The following is a 16,684-nucleotide window of genomic DNA, read 5'->3' on the forward strand; positions in this document are numbered from 1 at the left end:
TAATCATATGATAAAGGCTGAGATAAGAAAGCTAAATGCTATGAATTTTGGGAAGCAGAATATTACAAATTCATTACTTAAATATAACTGAAGCGAGTGGAAAAATATGTGGGAGAGATGGGGGGAGAGGGAGTAAGTATAAAATAATGGTAAAACAAAGCTTTTGTCCGCAATTGTCCGCAATATTTACTTGGCACCACCAAAGCAAATATAATTATAGACATAAACGCCACCCCAAAATAAAGATAACTACCCATATATCATAAGCCACAAGATCCTTATATCTTATGCAAAGACCACCCAAGCGTGCGCCTAGTCGATAAATAAATTTGTTATAATGTAGCCACAGACACTTTCATATCACGCTTTTAGACTGGAGTATGCAATGAGCCACAAAAACACACCTAGCAATCCTTATCCCATATCCACGCTGATTATTGCACTTGGCTTTGCGGTGATTATGGGCTGGCTTTTGCAAGCTTGCGTGCAGACCAAGCCAACTAAACAAAATCAAGCTTCTCGCTCCACTATCCCTGCCCCCACCACCAAGGCACCTAAAACCCCCAGCCAAATTCGCTCCCACAGCCAAGCCAAAAGTCAAAAGCCAATTCTCCCCACAGCCAAGGCAAAAGTCAAAAGCCAGCCAATACACACTACACAAGCTAGTCAGCACACCCAAAGCACCACAACCACACAAAAGCCCAGCACACCAAATCCGCGCGCGCCACAATCCACACAATCCACACAAGCCCTAGAATCCACCTCCACAGACTTCTCCCAGCCCATAGCAGATCAGGCAGATTTAACAGAAGTGGATTCTACTCCACTGCCACTCAATATCAAAGCAAAAGACATTTTAAACACCCCAACAATCAAAGATAGTCATCAAAATATCACGGCTAAAAAATCACTTGATTCTGGCTTTACCTTTGTGGAGCTCTACGGACCCACAGGTGATTTACGCGCACGATTGAGCTTTAAAGGAGAGGTTTTAGATGGGATTAGCACCGCTTATCAAAACGGGCAAGTCGCACGCGAAATCCCCTACAAAGATGGGCAAATAGATGGCATAGTCATCACCCATATCCCGCCAGATAAACGGCTTGAAAGCAGCTATAAAAATGGCAAAAAGCACGGCAAAACAATCCTATACTACCAAGACACGCCCATTAGCTCTAAGACCTATTACAATGGCATTTTACACGGCACGCTAGAGACTGCTCTAGATCTCACAGATAGTGCCACTTACAAAAACACCAACTCTCTCACGCATTACCACTATGGCAAGAAGCAAGGCGAGTCCATAGGCTATGCCAATGGCAATATTGTCTTTAAACAATACTATCGCAACGATGTCTTACAAGGGCAAACCCAAACCTATGGCGAAAATGCCATTATCAAAATCTCTCGGCATTATCACAATGGGCTTTTACACGGCGAAGAAATTGTATATAACTACCCAGAAGAAACCCCTATGTATAAATCCCATTATGAATTTGGCGTGCTTATCTCTCCTTATGAAAATTATGAAGCAAATGGAGCGATTTACTACTCCATAGCACCTAAAGACAAATCCAGCACCATCACTCAATCCCAGCACACCGACACACAAGAGCTATGGCACTATGCAAATAGCCAGCAAGTAGCCTTGCAAATCACAAAAGACCCTCATCAAAAGCGCGTGCAAATCTTCTATAAAAATGGCGTATTAGCAAGTGATAGTATAATCACTGCCACACAAGCAAGTATCTCCTACTACACACAAGATGCGCTCCTAGAATCTAAAGTCCTTTACAATGCCAGCTCTCCTGTAAAAACGACTTGGCACTACACTCCACAAGGACAGCTATTGACAAAAAGCCAAGAGTCTCCCGCCAAAACCATCACGCAAAGTTACAGAGATGGCGCGCTAGAGAGTGAGGTCGTCGTGCTAGAGAGTGAAGAGCGCACGATACAAAAGGGCTTTTTCCCAGATGGTAGCTTGCAGTTTGAGCACCACTATATAGAAGACACAATGATCCAAGGCACACTTTATGACAAAAATGGCAGAGTCATCTACTCTTTTCCCCATACCAATCAAGATATGATTTTTGATGAGGCATTCCCCAATACCGCGGCAAAAAGACGCCAAAAAGTCTTGCCAAACTACTAAAGGACACTTATGAATATCCATACAAAAAACATCAACTCCCCTGTGATTAGCCACCTTGCTAATGTGGCGCATTCTCTATGCCAAAGTGGCTTGCTTGGTGTGTTTTATGGCTCGATTTCCGCGCGACTTAGTGCCAATAGCTTTCTTATCAATCGCAAAGATGCCTTGCTAGATAAAATGACCAATGACTCCTTTATCACACTTCACGACAAAGAAGACTATCGCTGGCAAGAAGCAAGCCTAGATAGCTTTATCCACGCAAATATTTATCGCAATTTTCTAGAAGCACGCTTTGTGATGTATTCCCACGCACCCTATGCGACTTCATACTCACTCAATCACGACACAATAAAGCCCATTGATTATCTAGGGCATAGGATTCTTGGGAGCAAAAGCAAAATTTTGGATTCTAAAGAGTATGAGACACTCTATGAGCGAGCAGATACGGACATCGTGCGCTACTTTAAGACCAATCCCGCAAACTTTGTCCTGCTCAAAGGCTGCGGGATCTATGGCTATGGGCGCGATCTCTCCGCGCTTGTCAAGCTTATAGCTGTGGTAGAAAATAGCTGCAAGATTCTGCATTTTAACAACCTGCTTGACCAAAGCTATGCTGATGAAAGTCGCTTTGAAATCTAGGCACTAAATCCACTTTTGCTCCCTTTGTCCCTAGAATCCACTTTTTCACAAAGCCGCGATTCTAAGAGCAACGCCTATTTTCTGTCATTGCGAGCGGTGCTTGCACCGCGTGGCAATCCATTTTCAAAAAGTGGATTCTAGTAAGTAAGCTTTTTTCTGTCATCGTGAGCCGTGTGCCAATACGGCGTGGCAATCCATTTGCGTTTTGTCAAAAGTGGATTCTAGGGATTAGGCAAGAATGGTAAAAGCTAAAATCCACTTTTCTTTTATGGATTGCCACGCCGCTAAAGCGGACCCGAATGACAGAAAAAAGCGTTTAGTATCAAAAGTGGATTCTAGGAAAAGCAAGAAATGTAAAACGCCAAAAATGTCAAAAAGTGGATTCTAGGCTCTGGAGTTGCCCTATAAATTTCCACAATCGCTACCGCACCTAGCTTTGTGGTGTTTGCAATGAGTAAAACAATAGAGTAAAAGTGGATTCTAGTGGGTTTAGGGAGCTAGATCTAGTGCGCTAGAGATTGCAAGGTAGTAGCATTGCTTTAGCTTATTTACAATCTCTTAAATCTCTTGCTTTGGGGATAATGTAGCGGCTTGTGAGCGATCTAAGCCAAAGACACTCACAAGCCTAGTAAGCGCGTATCTACGCGCTTAGGGCAGTGGGTCATCAATCTTACTCCACTTCCGCGTCAATCACATCATCATCTTTGCCTTTTTTCTTCTGCTCTCCTTGCGCTTGCGCTCCTTGCGGATTTTCTTTGGCATACATCGCTTCTGTGAGCTTATGGCTCACTTCTGTCAATGCTTTTAGCTTCTCATCGATTTGCTCTTTTGTGGCGTTTTCATCTTTGAGCACTGCTTTTAGCTCTTCTAGGGCGGTGTTGATTTTCTCTACTTCGCTAGATTCTAGCTTGTCTTTCATCTCGCCTAGGGTCTTTTCTGTTTGATACACCATAGAATCTGCCATATTACGCGCTTCTATCGCGCCTTTGCGTTTGGCGTCTTCTTCTTTATGAAGCTCGGCATCTTTGACCATTTTTTCGATCTCTGCATCAGATAGCCCGCTAGAGCCGGTGATTTTGATCTCTTGGGATTTGCCACTTACCTTATCTTTTGCCGATACCGTTAGAATCCCATTGGCATCAATGTCAAAGGTTACTTCAATCTGCGGCACACCGCGTGGGGCTGGCGGGATACCCTGCAAGTCAAAATTCCCTAGCAGTTTATTATCCCTAGCTAGCTCTCTCTCGCCTTGTAGCACGCGGATTGTAACGGCTGGCTGATTATCTTCAGCTGTGGAGAAAGTCTGCGCCTTTTTAGCAGGGATCGTGGTGCCGCGATCAATCACGCGTGTCATCACGCCCCCAAGCGTCTCAATCCCTAGTGAAAGTGGCGTAACATCAAGTAGTAGCACATCTTTGACATCGCCTTTCAAAACACCGCCTTGGATCGCCGCGCCCACCGCTACGACCTCATCAGGATTTACAGATTTGTTCAAATCTTTACCGATGAAGTCTTTGACCCTTTCTTGCACTTTTGGGATTCTGGTGCTTCCGCCTACCATCACCACTTCGCTAATATCGCTCTTGCTAAGTCCTGCATCTTCAATCACTGCGCCGATTTTTTTGATCGTCTCTTCCACTAGATCATCAATCAAGCTCTCAAACTTCGCTCGCGTGAGCTTTTTGACAAAGTGTTTTGGTCCGCTGCTATCTGCGGTGATAAAAGGCAGGTTAATTTCTGTCTCCTGCGCGCTACTAAGCTCCTTTTTAGCATTTTCTGCGGCGTCTTTAAGCCGTTGCAACGCCATAATATCCTGCTTAATATCAATGCCACTTTCATCTTTGAACTCACTCGCTGCCCAATCGATAATGCGATTATCAAAGTCATCGCCTCCTAGGAACGCATCGCCCCCTGTGGCAAGCACTTCTACGACATTATCGCCTGTTTCTAGCACGGTTACATCAAATGTCCCACCGCCTAGGTCATAGACCATAATTTTTTCAGCTTCTTTTTTATCTAGCCCATAGGCAAGCGCGGCAGAAGTAGGCTCATTGATGATTCGTAGCACATTAAGCCCAGCGATGGTGCCAGCTTCTTTGGTGGCTTTTCGTTGAGAGTCGTTGAAGTAAGCTGGCACAGTGATCACCGCTTCTGTAACGCTCTCACCCAAGTAGCTCTCGGCATCTTCTTTGATTTTCATCAAAATCTTTGCCGAGATTTCTTGAGGCGTATAGGTTTTATCCGCGATTTCTACCGCACAAGCACCATTTCTATCCACGATTTTATAGGGCAGTCGCTCTTGGGCTTGCTTTGCCTTATCTTCATTAAGCATAAGCCCCATAATACGCTTGATAGAGTAGATTGTCTTTTGCGGATTGGTGATTGCCTGTCTTTTTGCCGGCTCGCCTACGAGAATCTCGCCTTTATCGGTAAATGCCACGATAGAAGGCGTTGTATTTTTGCCCTCTTTGTTGGCGATGATTTTTGCCTCATTGCCTTCATATACTGCCATTGCAGAGTTTGTCGTCCCTAGGTCGATTCCAATTACTTTTGCCATTTTGTGTCCTTTATGTTGAGATTAGTTGTTTTTCACCACTGCTACCATCGCTGGACGCAGGGTGCGTTGTTTATACACATAGCCTTGTTGCATTACTTGGGCGATTTGCCCATCTTGTGCCTCTGGCTTTGCCACTTGCATAATACACTCGTGCAAGTTCGGGTCAAACTCCCCACTTGTATCAATCGCCTCTACGCCGTGGCGCCTAAGGATTTTTAGGAAATTATCTTGCACGAGAGCTATGCCCTCTAAAATCGCGCTATGCTCCTTGGCGGCGGCTTTGGCATTATCTAGCGCGTCTAAGATAGGCAGCAAGTCTTTGGCGATTTTTTCATACGCATATTCTAGGGCTTGATTTTTCTCGCGCTCTAGGCGTTTCTTGACATTTTCAAAATCCGCATACGCTCGCATATACTTTTCTTCAAGCTCTTTGTAAGCTTGCTGCATAATCGGCACGCTAGATTCTTGCTCCACACTAGAATCCACATTAGATTCTAGTGAGTCTTCTGCTACCTCTTGAGTAGCTTCGCTAGGATCTTGCTCTTGGCTATCGTGCATCCCAGCGTGCGACTCTTGTAGTAGCTCATCTTTTGATTCATCTTGCATACACACTCCTTATAAAGTAAATTATCCCTATGAAGCTTGCGACTCTAGGGCTTCATAAAAGCTCTCATAGTCTTGGTCAAGTCGCCCAATGCAAAGCATTTTTGCCTCTTGCCCCTGCACCCACGCAGAATGCGCGATGATAAGATAATCGCTAGAATCTGGGAAATACACACAGCTATCAAGCTTGATAAACAAATCCCCGCTAATCATCTCAAGCGCACTTTGAGGTGCATTGGCAAACATCTCGCCCAAAAACCCTAGACCAAAAAAGCGCGTTTTCTCCACACTTTGCAGTGCTTTTAACGCTTGGGCTAGGCTATTGGCGCATACATCTTGGGCGATCCTTTGTATATCATTGATACCAACACCCACAAGCTCTTGACAAAATCGCGCCATAGAAGCCACAAAGGGGATAGCGACACAATCGCGCTCAAACACCAGCACAATTGCGCCATTTTCACCCGCCTCCACCTCCAGCACGCGCAAGAGCTTTTGAGGCGTTGCGACACGCAAGGCACAAGTGAGCCCAAACTCATCACATAGGGAGTGGAGTCGCGTAGTATCAATCACAGGTTCAAGGCGTGTGGGCTGCAGCACTTCTCGCCAATAATTCCGCAAAGCAGCGCGCGTAGGCACACGCCCAGAGCTAATATGCGTCTGCACGATCACGCCCTCTTGTCCTAGAATCTTAAAGTAGTTGCGAATAGTCGCAGAAGAGATCTTCCCCTGCAAGCAGCTCTTTAGCGATTCTGATCCAATAGGCTCGTGGCATTTGACATATTGCTTGATCAAATGATTAAGCAAGAATTCTTTCTTCTGCATAGCACAATCCTTGAAGCCTTATGCCTTGTTACTACAACGGGCGAAATTCTAACCCACAAAAGTAAATGAAATTAGCATTTATCTAAAAAGATTGCTAAAAAATGGCAAATATTAGTCTAGTAGTATAAACTTTTATTAGCATAAAAGGCTAACTATTCTTTACTATACAGAATCAATATAGCGCGATTCTCCCTAGACTCACACTAGGCGTATGCGCACTACACGCACGCCGATACGCCAACGCACCCCCATTAAGCAATAGAATTTTAAGAAATATCATAAGGATTTTTCGGCACAATGCGTGCCTACCCAAAGCCACCCTAGAATCCATATAGTTGCTTACAGCTAGATTCTAGCTGTATTCTAGAGGCTATTTCACTGCAAGGATCTTATATGTCTGCTATCACTGATGAAAATCTCCCCCTACTCACCCAAGCCGCAAATGAGCTGCGCTATCTCTGTGCTGATATTGTCCAGCAGGCTAATAGCGGACACCCCGGCGCGCCTATGGGGCTTGCTGAAGTAGCAGTCGTGCTATCTCATCACTTGCGCCTAAACCCCAAAAATCCGCGCTATCTCAATCGCGATCGCCTAGTTTTTAGCGGTGGGCACGCAAGTGCGCTTGTGTATAGCCTGCTGCATTTATGGGGCTTTGAAGTGAGTGTGCAAGATTTGCAAGCTTTCCGCCAGCTTGATTCGCTTACACCCGGACACCCGGAGTTTGCCCACACGCCCGGAGTAGAGATCACCACAGGACCACTAGGGCAAGGGATCGCCAACGCCGTGGGATTTGCTCTAGCACAAAAGCGCGCTAATGCTATGCTAGAAAAAGTGGATTCTAGTGCGGCGTGTGAAAATGGAGCGTGTGAAAAAGTGGATTCTAGCGATGTGGATTCTAGCAAGCCCATATCTAAGCCTATTTTGGATCATTATGTGTATTGCCTGTGTGGCGATGGGGATTTGCAAGAGGGCATTAGCTATGAGGCTTGCTCGCTTGCTGGCTTACACCAGCTAGAGAAGCTTATCATCATCTATGATAGCAATGGCATAACCATAGAGGGCGGCACGCAAATCGCCTTTAGCGAAAATGTGCGCGCGAGGTTTGAGGCACAGGGCTTTAGCGTGTTTGAGTGCGATGGGCATAATCTTTTAGCCATAGATTCTGCCCTAGAATCCGCCAAAGTCTCCCCTAAGCCAAGCCTTATCATCGCGCAGACCACCATAGGCAAGGGCGCGCTAGAGCTAGAGGGCAGCCATAAAACACACGGCGCACCGCTAGGCGCAGAGCTTATCGCCAAAGCCAAGAAGCAAGCTGGCATAAGCGAGCGAAGCTTTGCTATCAGTGATGAAGTGGGCTTTGTCTTCCGCGCTTGTATGGAAAAGGGCGCGAGCCTAGAAGCCTTGTGGGAGCAGGCTCTAAGCCCACAGGCAAAGGCTATGCTAGCGACACTCACCGCGCCATTAGAGCAAAAAGTGGATTCTATCTCCTACCCCACTTTCACGCAAGGCGACTCCCTAGCCACGCGCGTAAGCAATGGCAAGATCCTAAATGCCATCGCCAAAGCCCTGCCAAACTTCATCGGCGGCAGCGCGGATCTCGCCCCTAGCAACAACACTGCCTTGCTGGATTCTAGCGATTTCCCTAGTGGCAATAATCTCCACTTTGGCATTAGAGAGCATTCTATGGGCGCGATTTGCAATGCCTTTGCCAATTACGGGCTTTTCCTGCCATTTTGCGCGACATTTTTTGTCTTTAGCGATTATATGAGTGCGAGCGTGCGGATCGCTAGCATTATGAGGGCAAAGGTGTTTTATATCTTCACGCACGATTCTATCGGCGTGGGTGAAGATGGCGCGACACATCAGCCAATCGAGCAGCTAAGCCACTTCCGCGCTATGCCAAACCTCCTTCTCTTCCGCCCCTCTTGTGCGAATGAAAACATCGCTTGCTGGCAAGTAGCCCTAGAATCTAGCGCGCCTAGTGCCTTTGTGCTTTCACGCCAAAATCTCCCTGTGCTCTCCCCTGTGGCAAAGAGCCAAGCGCAAAGGGGAGCGTATATCAAGCAGGATTCTAGCCTAAATAATCAAGCGCAAATCACCCTGCTTGCAAGCGGCAGTGAAGTATCACTCTGCCTACAAGCCCAAGAGCTGCTAGAATCTAGCGGTGTGCCTACGCGCGTGGTGAGTATGCCTTGCTTTGAGCTTTTGTGTGAGCAGGATCCTAGCTACCACAAAGAGCTTTTTGCTGGCAAAGTGCTAGCCGTAGAAGCCGCTAGGGGCGATGAGCTGTATCGCTTCGCAGATTTTGTGCTAGGGCTAAAAAGCTTTGGTAAGTCGGCTAAGGGTGAGCAGCTTTTCACACATTTTGGGCTTAGCGCAGAAAATATCACTAGAGTCGCCCAAGATCTTGCAAAAGAGCTTCTATGCTAAAGCACGCATTTAGGATCTGTGTAGGTGTGCTACTTGTGCTAGCCCTAGCCCACGCTAAAAAGTCTCCACAATACATCACAGACTCTAAAGACTTTAGCTCCATAGGTATCGATCGCCACGATATAGAATCCGTAGTAGAAAAAGTCTCAACCAAGCTCCTAGAATCTAGCTTCGTGCGTGAGCTACAAGGGCAGAAGATCCTAGCCATAGCCGATTTACACAACTTAACGCAAGAAGATATTGATGTAGAGTTTTTGAGCCGCAAGATCACGCGCACATTGCGCAAGAGCAAGAAATTTACCCTTACAAACGCCATAGCCGGCAGCGGCTCTAGCACCGATAGCTTAATCACAGATTCTAGGAAGCTTACCAAAGACAAACGCTTCAACCAATACACCACCCAAGAAGATGGCACACTCCTAGCCCCAAACTACTCGCTTAGTGGCAAGATCATCGAGCGCAGAAAAAGTGTAGGCGATAAGGTGCGAGTGGATTATGACTTTCTCTTTGTGCTAACAGACCTAAAAAGCGGGCGAGTAGTATGGGACGATGAAGAAAACATCGCCAAGGCAATTGATAAATCCCAAGTCGCGCGATTTAGCAAGCTAGGGGCTGGGACTTGTGAGGGCGGCGATGCGATCGCTTGTGAGAGAGAGGCGCAAGCGGCATTAGATTCTAGCGATTATGAGAGTGCGCAAGAGCTTTTTAAGCAAGCGTGTGATTTGGGCAATCGCCAAGCCTGTGAAAACGCCGCCTATATCAAGCGCGCACTAAAAGAGCAAAAAAAGCAAGAGAAAAAGGCAAAAGCACAGGCGAGAGATGGGCGATTTGGGCTAAGTGTGGGCGCGGACATTGGCTTTGGCGGAGGGAGTGCGAATATGGCTCCTACGCCTTATAGCTCTAAGCCAACTACTAGCAGCGGTAGCAGTAGTGGCAAGGGATTTATCCACTATACTGATGGGGAATACTCCAAAGATATTTCATCAGTGTATATGCTTAAAGCTGGGCTATGGTATCGGCAGAAAAATGGCATATATCTCAGTGCTGATGTGCTCTATGGCGGCTTTCAGGCTAAAACTTATGACTCGCCCTATCAATTTACCTGCACAGGCAATAGCTATGGATATTGCAGCTGGGAGGGCGTGGATATTACAGGGCTAAAGTTTGATCATAAGCTCTTTGGCGGTGGGGCGCGCGTGGGCTATGCGATCTCAAGTAGTGATAATAGCTTGGCATTAGTTGGCTTTGTGGGTGGAGGCGCACTCAAAGATGTAGGCTCTAGTATGAAAAGTGTCGGGGGCTATGTCATCAACCAAAAGCTTGATAATCTCTTCCCATTTTGGGAGATAGGGCTTATGCTAAGCTTTAAATATGTATCACTAGAGACAAGCTATCGGCATTTGTTGAATGGCAAAGATGATAAAAGCTGGGCGAGTATCGGGGCGTTTAATGTGGGGGTGGGATTTTTGCTCCCGGTATGGTAGGCGGTGCTACGCGTTGGCTTTGGGGCTGGGGGGATTGGGCTTTGGGTAGGCAATGCGATTGATTGCACGATTTTTTGGGCAACCGCAGACCTCTAGTCTAGCTCTGCCCCAAAAATCGTGCAAAACAACCACAGCCCCACTGCAATTCCTAGAATCCTAGAAAATATGAACAAAAGCAAAAAGTGGACTCTAGGATTTTAACTATGGATTGCCACGCCTTGCAGGGCAAGGCTCGCAATGACAAAAAAAAGCAATGGATTGCTTCGGTCGCTTTGCTCTCTCGCAATGACAAGGGGGCGGATTTTTCACACGAGACACGATTATCTTCTTCTAGGATTCTAGGAGTTGCGGTGGTGCTTTCAAAAGTGGATTCTAACGATGACGCCCTTTCTGTCATCGCGAGCGGTGCTTGCACCGCGTGGCGATCCACACTAGAATCCACTTTTTTACTATGGGTTACTAAAGAAGCTACGCTTTGCCACGACTTCCTAGCGCAAGTCTCGCAATGACAAGAAAAGGCGTTAATATAAAAAGTGGATTCTAGGATAAAAGGAGCAAAAAGTGGATTCTAGGATTTTGACTATGGATTCTAAAGAAACATCGGCTATCGCCGAGCGGTATCCCTTGTTTTCTAAAGAAGCTACGCTTTGCCACGCCTTGCAGGGAAAGGCTCGCAATGACGATACAAACGCGGATTCTAGTGTGGGCTGGATCCTAGCTCCTAGCTTCCCTACGCACACCCCACGCACAAGCCCGCGCTATCTCAAGCACTCTGCCACCTTGCGCTATCAAGCAAGCCACACAATCGCCGCTAGCAAAGCTCCCTGCACTGCCCACAGCCCTACCCCACGCAAAAGCCACGCCCACGCAGCACACAAGCTCACAAAACACGCCCTTTACAACACCACGCCAGCAATCCATCTCCCCCCCACCAAAAGCCCTAGAATCTCGCCACACAAACACCGCAAGATCCCTGCCACGCACCGCCACATCATCACGCTAGGCATAGGCGCAAACCTCGGCACAAAGCAGGCGATTTGCAAGCGATTTGCCCATTTGCTAGATTCTCTCACGCGCAATAGGCATTGCAGCTTGCTTGCTACAAGCCCGATTTTGCGTAATCCGCCCTTTGGCTACGCCAATCAACCCCATTTCTACAATGCCATTATCACACTTGCTACGAGCCTAAGCATAGTCGAGCTTTTTGGGCTTGTGTTTTACCTAGAGCGGCGATATGGCAGGGGGAGAAAAAGAGCGTTTAAAAACGCGCCTAGAACGCTTGATATTGATATAATTTTCTATGATAAAGTGATTATAAAGCGAGCGTATCTTACAATCCCACATAAGCAATTTCACACGCGGGATTCTGTGCTACTTCCACTAGGCTTTGTGCTATGGCAATGCTAGAATCCAAATCCACCAATCTATAAGGAGTAAGCTGTGCAGACCTTTACTTTCACAGGAGAGACACCAGCAGAAGCTCTCAAAAAGGCGCGCGATGAGCTAGGCGATGATGCGATGATTTTAAAGACCCAAGAAGTGCGCAAAAAGAGCTTAAATCAAAGCGCGCTCTATGAGCTAGTGGTAGGGGTAGAAGATGCTATCACGCCACAGCCTAAAGACACCCCGGAAGAGACTGCCAAGCCCCTGCCAAACAATAGTATCCAAAAACGCCTTGAAGCCATAGCAGAGAAAGAAATCGCCGCGAAAAAAAAGCAGCGCAGCCTTAGCCATATCTTTGATGATGATGTAACCATCGAGCTATCAAACACTGTGCGCGAGATCAGCAAGCTAGCAGGGCTGCCTACCTCTATGCCAGATGCCTCCGCGCTTCTAGCAAAAGCCCAAGAAGCCCAAAAGGCAAAGAGCCAAGCAAGCAAGCCTATCGAGCTAGCCGAGCTAGAATCCACCCCCAAAATCCCCAAAGGCTATGCAAACACAACCCCCCAAAAAGCCCAAACACAAAGCCTAGAATCCAAAGCCCCAGAGCTAGAATCCACACAGCAAACCCCAGAGCTAGAATCCACTTTAGAGACAAAAGAGGCAAGCACCCCAGCTGTCAAAGCCACTTTCACGCCCATTGATGATACAAGCAGTATCAAAGACATTCAAAATGAGCTAAAAAAGCTTAATGACAAAGTCAAGCTCATACAAAACACCCTGTGGGACGAGAAATCCCCCAAAAATATGGGCATAGAAATCCCCAAAGAATTTGCCGAAATCTATCGTATCGCTAAAAATAGCGGTATGAATAAGGCGCATTTAGAAGAGATTATGCGACTAAGCCTAGAGTTTATGCCGCTAAAAATGCGCGAGCAGAGCCAAACCATACGCCGCTACTTCCGCGAAGTGCTACGCAAGATGATCTACTGCCGCAAGGAAAATAGCGTGGGCAAAAAGATCATTATGCTAGTAGGTCCCACAGGGGTGGGCAAAACGACTACCCTAGCAAAGCTTGCAGCACGCTATTCCCAGATCCTACCAGAGAAGAAAAAGGTAGGCATTATCACGCTTGATGACTATCGTATCGGGGCTATGGAGCAGCTCGCGTGGTATGCGAGAAAAATGCGCATTAGCATAGATTCTGTGAGTGAGAGTGATGATTTTATCAACAAAATCGAAGCTCTAAGCTATTGTGATTATATCTTGATTGATACTGCTGGACACTCCCAGCACGATAGAGAGAAAATCAATGAGCTAAAGCGATTTATCCGCAATGATGACTATAAAATTGATGTAACACTTGTGCTATCTGCTAGCACCAAATACGAAGATCTAAAGGACGCTTACACTGCCTTTGGCGAGCTTGGGATAGATACTTTCATCTTTAGCAAGCTTGATGAAGCGCGCGGGCTTGGCAATATCTTTTCCCTTGTGTATGAGACCAAAAAGCCCATAAGCTACCTAACCATAGGGCAGGAGGTGCCAAGCGATGTTGTGATAGCAGATAATATGTATTTAGCCGATTGTCTTATTGGTGGGTTTTTCTACCCTAACAAAGCCCAATAAGGAGCTAATATGCAGAGAAATCAAGCCGCCAACCTAGAATCTATGATGCAAAATAGCAAAAAAAGCACCGCAAAATTCATCGCCATAACTTCAGGCAAGGGCGGTGTAGGTAAGTCCAATATCTCAGCCAATCTCGCCTACTCGCTTAATAAGCTAGGATACAAAGTCGGGGTCTTTGATGCAGACATCGGGCTAGCAAATCTTGATCTAATCTTTGGCGTAAAAACAGAGAAAAATATCTTGCACGCGCTTAAAGGGCAGGCGGATTTTAAAGAAGTGGTCTATGAGATTAGCAAAGGGCTATATCTAATCCCGGGCGATAGTGGGGAGGAGATCCTTAAATATTCTGCTTCAAGTATGCTTGCAGATTTTGCTAGTGAGGCGGCGATTTGGGATCTCTTTGATTATGTGATAGTCGATACAGGAGCTGGGATTAGCACGCTGACGCAGGCATTTTTGCAAGCAAGCGATCATATCATTGTCATCACTACCCCAGAGCCAAGTGCCAAAGCCGATGCCTATGCTATGCTAAAGGTGAGTTCAAAATTTACTAATGAATGTATGATGCTTGTAAATATGGCTTCTTCAAGCAATCAAATCAATCAAGTTTTCACCACAATCGCTAATGTCGCTAAGGCAAATATCCCCAATCTCTCGCTCACACTTCTTGGAGGCTTTGAGCATAATGCCGCGGTAAAAAAGGCGATTTTACACAGAAAGCTCATCTGCCAGAGCGAGCCACACAATATCTTCTCACTCACAATGCAAGAGATCGCGCAAAATCTCATCAACAAAGTGGAACATAATATGCTTAACACACCTAAGAAAAGCATTGGAAGCTTTTTTAAGCGTTTGCTAGGATATTTGTAAAGGACTACTATGCGTGTATCAAATTTTATCAATCTCTCTGTTGTCTCGGGCTTTTTCATAGGGCTTGCCATTGGGATTATGAAATTTGAAGAGCCAGAGCATATGCTCTTTATGACTATTGTCGTAACGATCTCTATGTATTTGATCTCACTCACAATGGCAGCGATATATATCTATATCATAGAGCCTAAGCGTTCTATGCTTGCTAATAAGGAGCTTATCGAGCGACAGCTAGAGTATTTTGATAGTGAGTTTGATCAAACAGAGCGGCAGGCGCGTGCCATTAGGCAGTTTATCAGTAACTTTGACTTCACAGAAGACAAAGAAGTCTCCAAGAAAAAGGCGCAAAAGTGAGAAGCAACGGCTATGCAAATGAGAAGCAATTCTCCCAAGATCAGCTAGCGATACAATATCTCCCGGCTGTCAAGGCTATGGCATATCGTATGAAGGAGCGGCTACCATCTCATCTTGAAGTAAGCGAGCTTATCTCTATTGGCACAGAGGAGCTTATCAAGCTTGCTAGGCGATATGATGAAGGCTTGAATGACTCCTTTTGGGGCTATGCTAAATCGCGCGTATATGGGGCTATGCTTGATTACTTGCGCTCGCTTGATGTCATCTCACGCGCCAATCGCAAGCTTATTAAGGCAATTGATATAGAGGTGAGTAAATACTTCAATGAGCACGAAGAAGAGCCAAGCGATGAGTATCTCTCTAGTGTGCTTGGCGAGAGCGTGGAAAAGATCAAAGAAGCAAAGATCGCTTCAGATATTTATATGCTAGTGCCAATCGATGAGCAATACAACCTAATGGAGCCTACCAATATCATCGACAAACTAGAAAAAGAAGAATTGATAGAAAAAATCCACAATGTCCTAAAAAGCTTCTCAAAGCGCGAGCAGCTCATTATCCAGCTTTACTTCTTAGAGGAGCTAAATTTGAGCGAAATCAAAGAGATCCTAAACATCACAGAATCCAGAATCTCACAAATCACCAAAGAAGTGATTAAAAAAATCCGCAATAGCTTGGGAGAAAGATAATGGCTGATATACTAAGTCAAGAAGAAATTGATGCGCTACTTGAAGCTGTCGATGATGGCGAGAGCGATGAGGCACTCCAAAAGCAAGATATTCTCCCGCAAAAGTCCGTAACGCTCTATGACTTCAAGCGACCAAATCGCGTTAGCAAGGAGCAGTTGCGTGCTTTCCGCTCGATCCACGACAAAATGGCTCGCGCACTCTCTAGCCAAATCTCAGCGATTATGCGCTCCATTGTAGAAATCCAGCTCCATAGTGTCGATCAAATGACTTATGGTGAGTTTCTAATGAGTCTGCCAAGCCCCACGAGCTTTAATGTCTTTTCTATGAAGCCTCTTGATGGCACAGGGGTTTTAGAGATAAATCCTAGCATTGTCTTCCCTATGATTGATAGGCTTCTAGGCGGTAAGGGCGATCCTTATGATAATTCACGAGAATTTAGCGATATTGAGATCAATTTGCTTGATACGATTTTGCGCCAGATTATGCAGACACTAAAGGACGCGTGGAGCTCTGTAACAGATATGTTCCCAAGTATTGATGCCAAAGAGTCAAGCCCCAATGTCGTGCAAATCGTGGCGCAAAATGAAATTGTCATTATGGTGGTTATGGAGCTTATCATCGGGCATAGTAGCGGTATGATCAATATTTGCTATCCTGTCATCTCGCTTGAAACCGTGCTACCACGCCTTGGCAGCAGGGATTTAATGCTAGGTGAAACTAGCAGCAAAAAGTCTCGCAACAAAGAGCTGCAAGCTCTAATCGGGGGGGCTGATGTCAATGTAGAAGCCTTTATCGGTGGGACAAATCTAAGCCTAAAAGAAGTGTTAGATCTCCAAAGTGGCGATGTCATACGGCTTAATGAAACTGCGAGCAATGATGTGATTGTAAGCATTGATGGCAGAGATAAATACCTTGCCACTATTGGCTTGCAACGATTCCGCAAGAGCATAAAGATCCAAGAAGAAATCCTGACAGAAAAAGACAAGGTCAAAGAGATTCTAGAAATGCTCGAAACCCAGCGTAAAAACAAAATCGATGATGAAGAAGACGATGATGAAGAAGAATGATAGAGTAG

17 protein-coding genes are annotated in these 16,684 nt (G+C 45.9%); 13 read left to right on the top strand and 4 right to left on the bottom strand.

Translation table 11 applies throughout. The features are described 5' to 3' along the window. The first annotated feature begins 385 nt into the window (after nucleotides 1-385). The 4 genes from NYG90_RS08760 (at nucleotide 386) to NYG90_RS08775 (ending at nucleotide 3,179) form a co-directional block, all read left to right on the top strand. Nucleotides 386-2,152: a toxin-antitoxin system YwqK family antitoxin gene (locus NYG90_RS08760; protein WP_285264948.1), complete on the top strand. Its 1,767-nt coding sequence runs from the start codon at nucleotides 386-388 to the stop codon at nucleotides 2,150-2,152. 9 nt (nucleotides 2,153-2,161) lie between these two features. Continuing rightward, nucleotides 2,162-2,791 carry a class II aldolase/adducin family protein gene (locus NYG90_RS08765; RefSeq protein ID WP_285257447.1) on the top strand — a complete coding sequence of 210 codons (630 nt, stop codon included), beginning with the start codon at nucleotides 2,162-2,164 and terminating at the stop codon, nucleotides 2,789-2,791. Between the two features lie 15 nt (nucleotides 2,792-2,806). After that, nucleotides 2,807-2,932: a hypothetical protein gene (locus NYG90_RS08770; RefSeq protein WP_285257446.1), complete on the top strand. Its 126-nt coding sequence runs from the start codon at nucleotides 2,807-2,809 to the stop codon at nucleotides 2,930-2,932. Nucleotides 2,933-3,029: 97 nt separating this feature from the next. Continuing rightward, on the top strand, nucleotides 3,030-3,179 hold the full coding sequence (locus NYG90_RS08775; protein ID WP_285257445.1) for a hypothetical protein: 150 nt from the start codon (nucleotides 3,030-3,032) through the stop codon (nucleotides 3,177-3,179). A gap of 282 nt (nucleotides 3,180-3,461) precedes the next feature. Here NYG90_RS08775 and dnaK read toward each other — a convergent pair whose 3' ends face one another. The 4 genes from dnaK to NYG90_RS08795 all read right to left on the bottom strand — a co-directional run bounded on the left by dnaK (nucleotide 3,462) and on the right by NYG90_RS08795 (nucleotide 7,107). Next, the gene (gene dnaK / locus NYG90_RS08780) at nucleotides 3,462-5,348 is read right to left on the bottom strand and encodes a molecular chaperone DnaK (RefSeq protein WP_285257444.1); all 1,887 of its coding nucleotides are present in this window, start codon (nucleotides 5,346-5,348) and stop codon (nucleotides 3,462-3,464) included. A 21-nt stretch (nucleotides 5,349-5,369) separates the two neighbouring features. Beyond that, a complete protein-coding gene (gene grpE, locus NYG90_RS08785) occupies nucleotides 5,370-5,954 on the bottom strand; it encodes a nucleotide exchange factor GrpE (RefSeq protein WP_285257443.1) in 585 nt (194 codons plus the stop codon). A 27-nt stretch (nucleotides 5,955-5,981) separates the two neighbouring features. After that, nucleotides 5,982-6,776 (bottom strand): hypothetical protein, encoded by a 795-nt coding sequence (locus NYG90_RS08790; RefSeq protein WP_285257442.1) that lies wholly within the window; start codon nucleotides 6,774-6,776, stop codon nucleotides 5,982-5,984. A 172-nt stretch (nucleotides 6,777-6,948) separates the two neighbouring features. Beyond that, entirely contained in the window at nucleotides 6,949-7,107 is a 159-nt protein-coding gene (locus NYG90_RS08795) for a hypothetical protein (RefSeq protein ID WP_181814303.1), read from the bottom strand. Between the two features lie 62 nt (nucleotides 7,108-7,169). Between NYG90_RS08795 and NYG90_RS08800 the strand changes: the two genes are divergently transcribed. The 9 genes from NYG90_RS08800 to fliM all read left to right on the top strand — a co-directional run bounded on the left by NYG90_RS08800 (nucleotide 7,170) and on the right by fliM (nucleotide 16,676). Further along, nucleotides 7,170-9,206: a transketolase family protein gene (locus tag NYG90_RS08800; protein WP_285264949.1), complete on the top strand. Its 2,037-nt coding sequence runs from the start codon at nucleotides 7,170-7,172 to the stop codon at nucleotides 9,204-9,206. Next, nucleotides 9,200-10,690 (top strand): penicillin-binding protein activator LpoB, encoded by a 1,491-nt coding sequence (locus NYG90_RS08805; protein ID WP_285264950.1) that lies wholly within the window; start codon nucleotides 9,200-9,202, stop codon nucleotides 10,688-10,690. The genes NYG90_RS08800 and NYG90_RS08805 overlap by 7 nt, the downstream gene beginning before the upstream one ends. 203 nt (nucleotides 10,691-10,893) lie before the next feature. Then, nucleotides 10,894-11,199 (top strand): hypothetical protein, encoded by a 306-nt coding sequence (locus NYG90_RS08810; protein WP_285257439.1) that lies wholly within the window; start codon nucleotides 10,894-10,896, stop codon nucleotides 11,197-11,199. 52 nt (nucleotides 11,200-11,251) lie between these two features. Further along, entirely contained in the window at nucleotides 11,252-12,097 is an 846-nt protein-coding gene (gene folK, locus NYG90_RS08815) for a 2-amino-4-hydroxy-6-hydroxymethyldihydropteridine diphosphokinase (protein WP_285257438.1), read from the top strand. 33 nt (nucleotides 12,098-12,130) lie between these two features. Continuing rightward, on the top strand, nucleotides 12,131-13,699 hold the full coding sequence (gene flhF, locus NYG90_RS08820; RefSeq protein ID WP_285257437.1) for a flagellar biosynthesis GTPase FlhF: 1,569 nt from the start codon (nucleotides 12,131-12,133) through the stop codon (nucleotides 13,697-13,699). A gap of 9 nt (nucleotides 13,700-13,708) precedes the next feature. After that, a complete protein-coding gene (locus tag NYG90_RS08825; protein WP_285257436.1) occupies nucleotides 13,709-14,569 on the top strand; it encodes a P-loop NTPase in 861 nt (286 codons plus the stop codon). Between the two features lie 9 nt (nucleotides 14,570-14,578). Then, nucleotides 14,579-14,923 (top strand): hypothetical protein, encoded by a 345-nt coding sequence (locus NYG90_RS08830; protein ID WP_115012390.1) that lies wholly within the window; start codon nucleotides 14,579-14,581, stop codon nucleotides 14,921-14,923. Further along, on the top strand, nucleotides 14,920-15,609 hold the full coding sequence (locus tag NYG90_RS08835) for an RNA polymerase sigma factor FliA (protein ID WP_115012391.1): 690 nt from the start codon (nucleotides 14,920-14,922) through the stop codon (nucleotides 15,607-15,609). Before NYG90_RS08830 ends, NYG90_RS08835 begins: the two co-directional genes overlap by 4 nt. Further along, the gene (gene fliM / locus NYG90_RS08840; protein ID WP_115012392.1) at nucleotides 15,609-16,676 is read left to right on the top strand and encodes a flagellar motor switch protein FliM; all 1,068 of its coding nucleotides are present in this window, start codon (nucleotides 15,609-15,611) and stop codon (nucleotides 16,674-16,676) included. The genes NYG90_RS08835 and fliM overlap by 1 nt, the downstream gene beginning before the upstream one ends. The last annotated feature ends 8 nt before the right edge of the window (nucleotides 16,677-16,684 follow it).

The organism is Helicobacter zhangjianzhongii, from assembly GCF_030249855.1.
Taxonomy (GTDB): domain Bacteria; phylum Campylobacterota; class Campylobacteria; order Campylobacterales; family Helicobacteraceae; genus Helicobacter_B; species Helicobacter_B zhangjianzhongii.

Coding starts and splice junctions, on each gene's coding strand:
- NYG90_RS08760 (WP_285264948.1), top strand. CDS start 386: ATGAGCCACAAAAACACACCTAGCAATCCTTATCCCATATCCACGCTG.
- NYG90_RS08765 (WP_285257447.1), top strand. CDS start 2,162: ATGAATATCCATACAAAAAACATCAACTCCCCTGTGATTAGCCACCTT.
- NYG90_RS08775 (WP_285257445.1), top strand. CDS start 3,030: ATGGTAAAAGCTAAAATCCACTTTTCTTTTATGGATTGCCACGCCGCT.
- dnaK (WP_285257444.1), bottom strand. CDS start 5,348: ATGGCAAAAGTAATTGGAATCGACCTAGGGACGACAAACTCTGCAATG.
- grpE (WP_285257443.1), bottom strand. CDS start 5,954: ATGCAAGATGAATCAAAAGATGAGCTACTACAAGAGTCGCACGCTGGG.
- NYG90_RS08790 (WP_285257442.1), bottom strand. CDS start 6,776: ATGCAGAAGAAAGAATTCTTGCTTAATCATTTGATCAAGCAATATGTC.
- NYG90_RS08795 (WP_181814303.1), bottom strand. CDS start 7,107: ATGGATTCTAGGGTGGCTTTGGGTAGGCACGCATTGTGCCGAAAAATC.
- NYG90_RS08800 (WP_285264949.1), top strand. CDS start 7,170: ATGTCTGCTATCACTGATGAAAATCTCCCCCTACTCACCCAAGCCGCA.
- NYG90_RS08805 (WP_285264950.1), top strand. CDS start 9,200: ATGCTAAAGCACGCATTTAGGATCTGTGTAGGTGTGCTACTTGTGCTA.
- NYG90_RS08810 (WP_285257439.1), top strand. CDS start 10,894: ATGGATTGCCACGCCTTGCAGGGCAAGGCTCGCAATGACAAAAAAAAG.
- NYG90_RS08825 (WP_285257436.1), top strand. CDS start 13,709: ATGCAGAGAAATCAAGCCGCCAACCTAGAATCTATGATGCAAAATAGC.
- NYG90_RS08830 (WP_115012390.1), top strand. CDS start 14,579: ATGCGTGTATCAAATTTTATCAATCTCTCTGTTGTCTCGGGCTTTTTC.
- fliM (WP_115012392.1), top strand. CDS start 15,609: ATGGCTGATATACTAAGTCAAGAAGAAATTGATGCGCTACTTGAAGCT.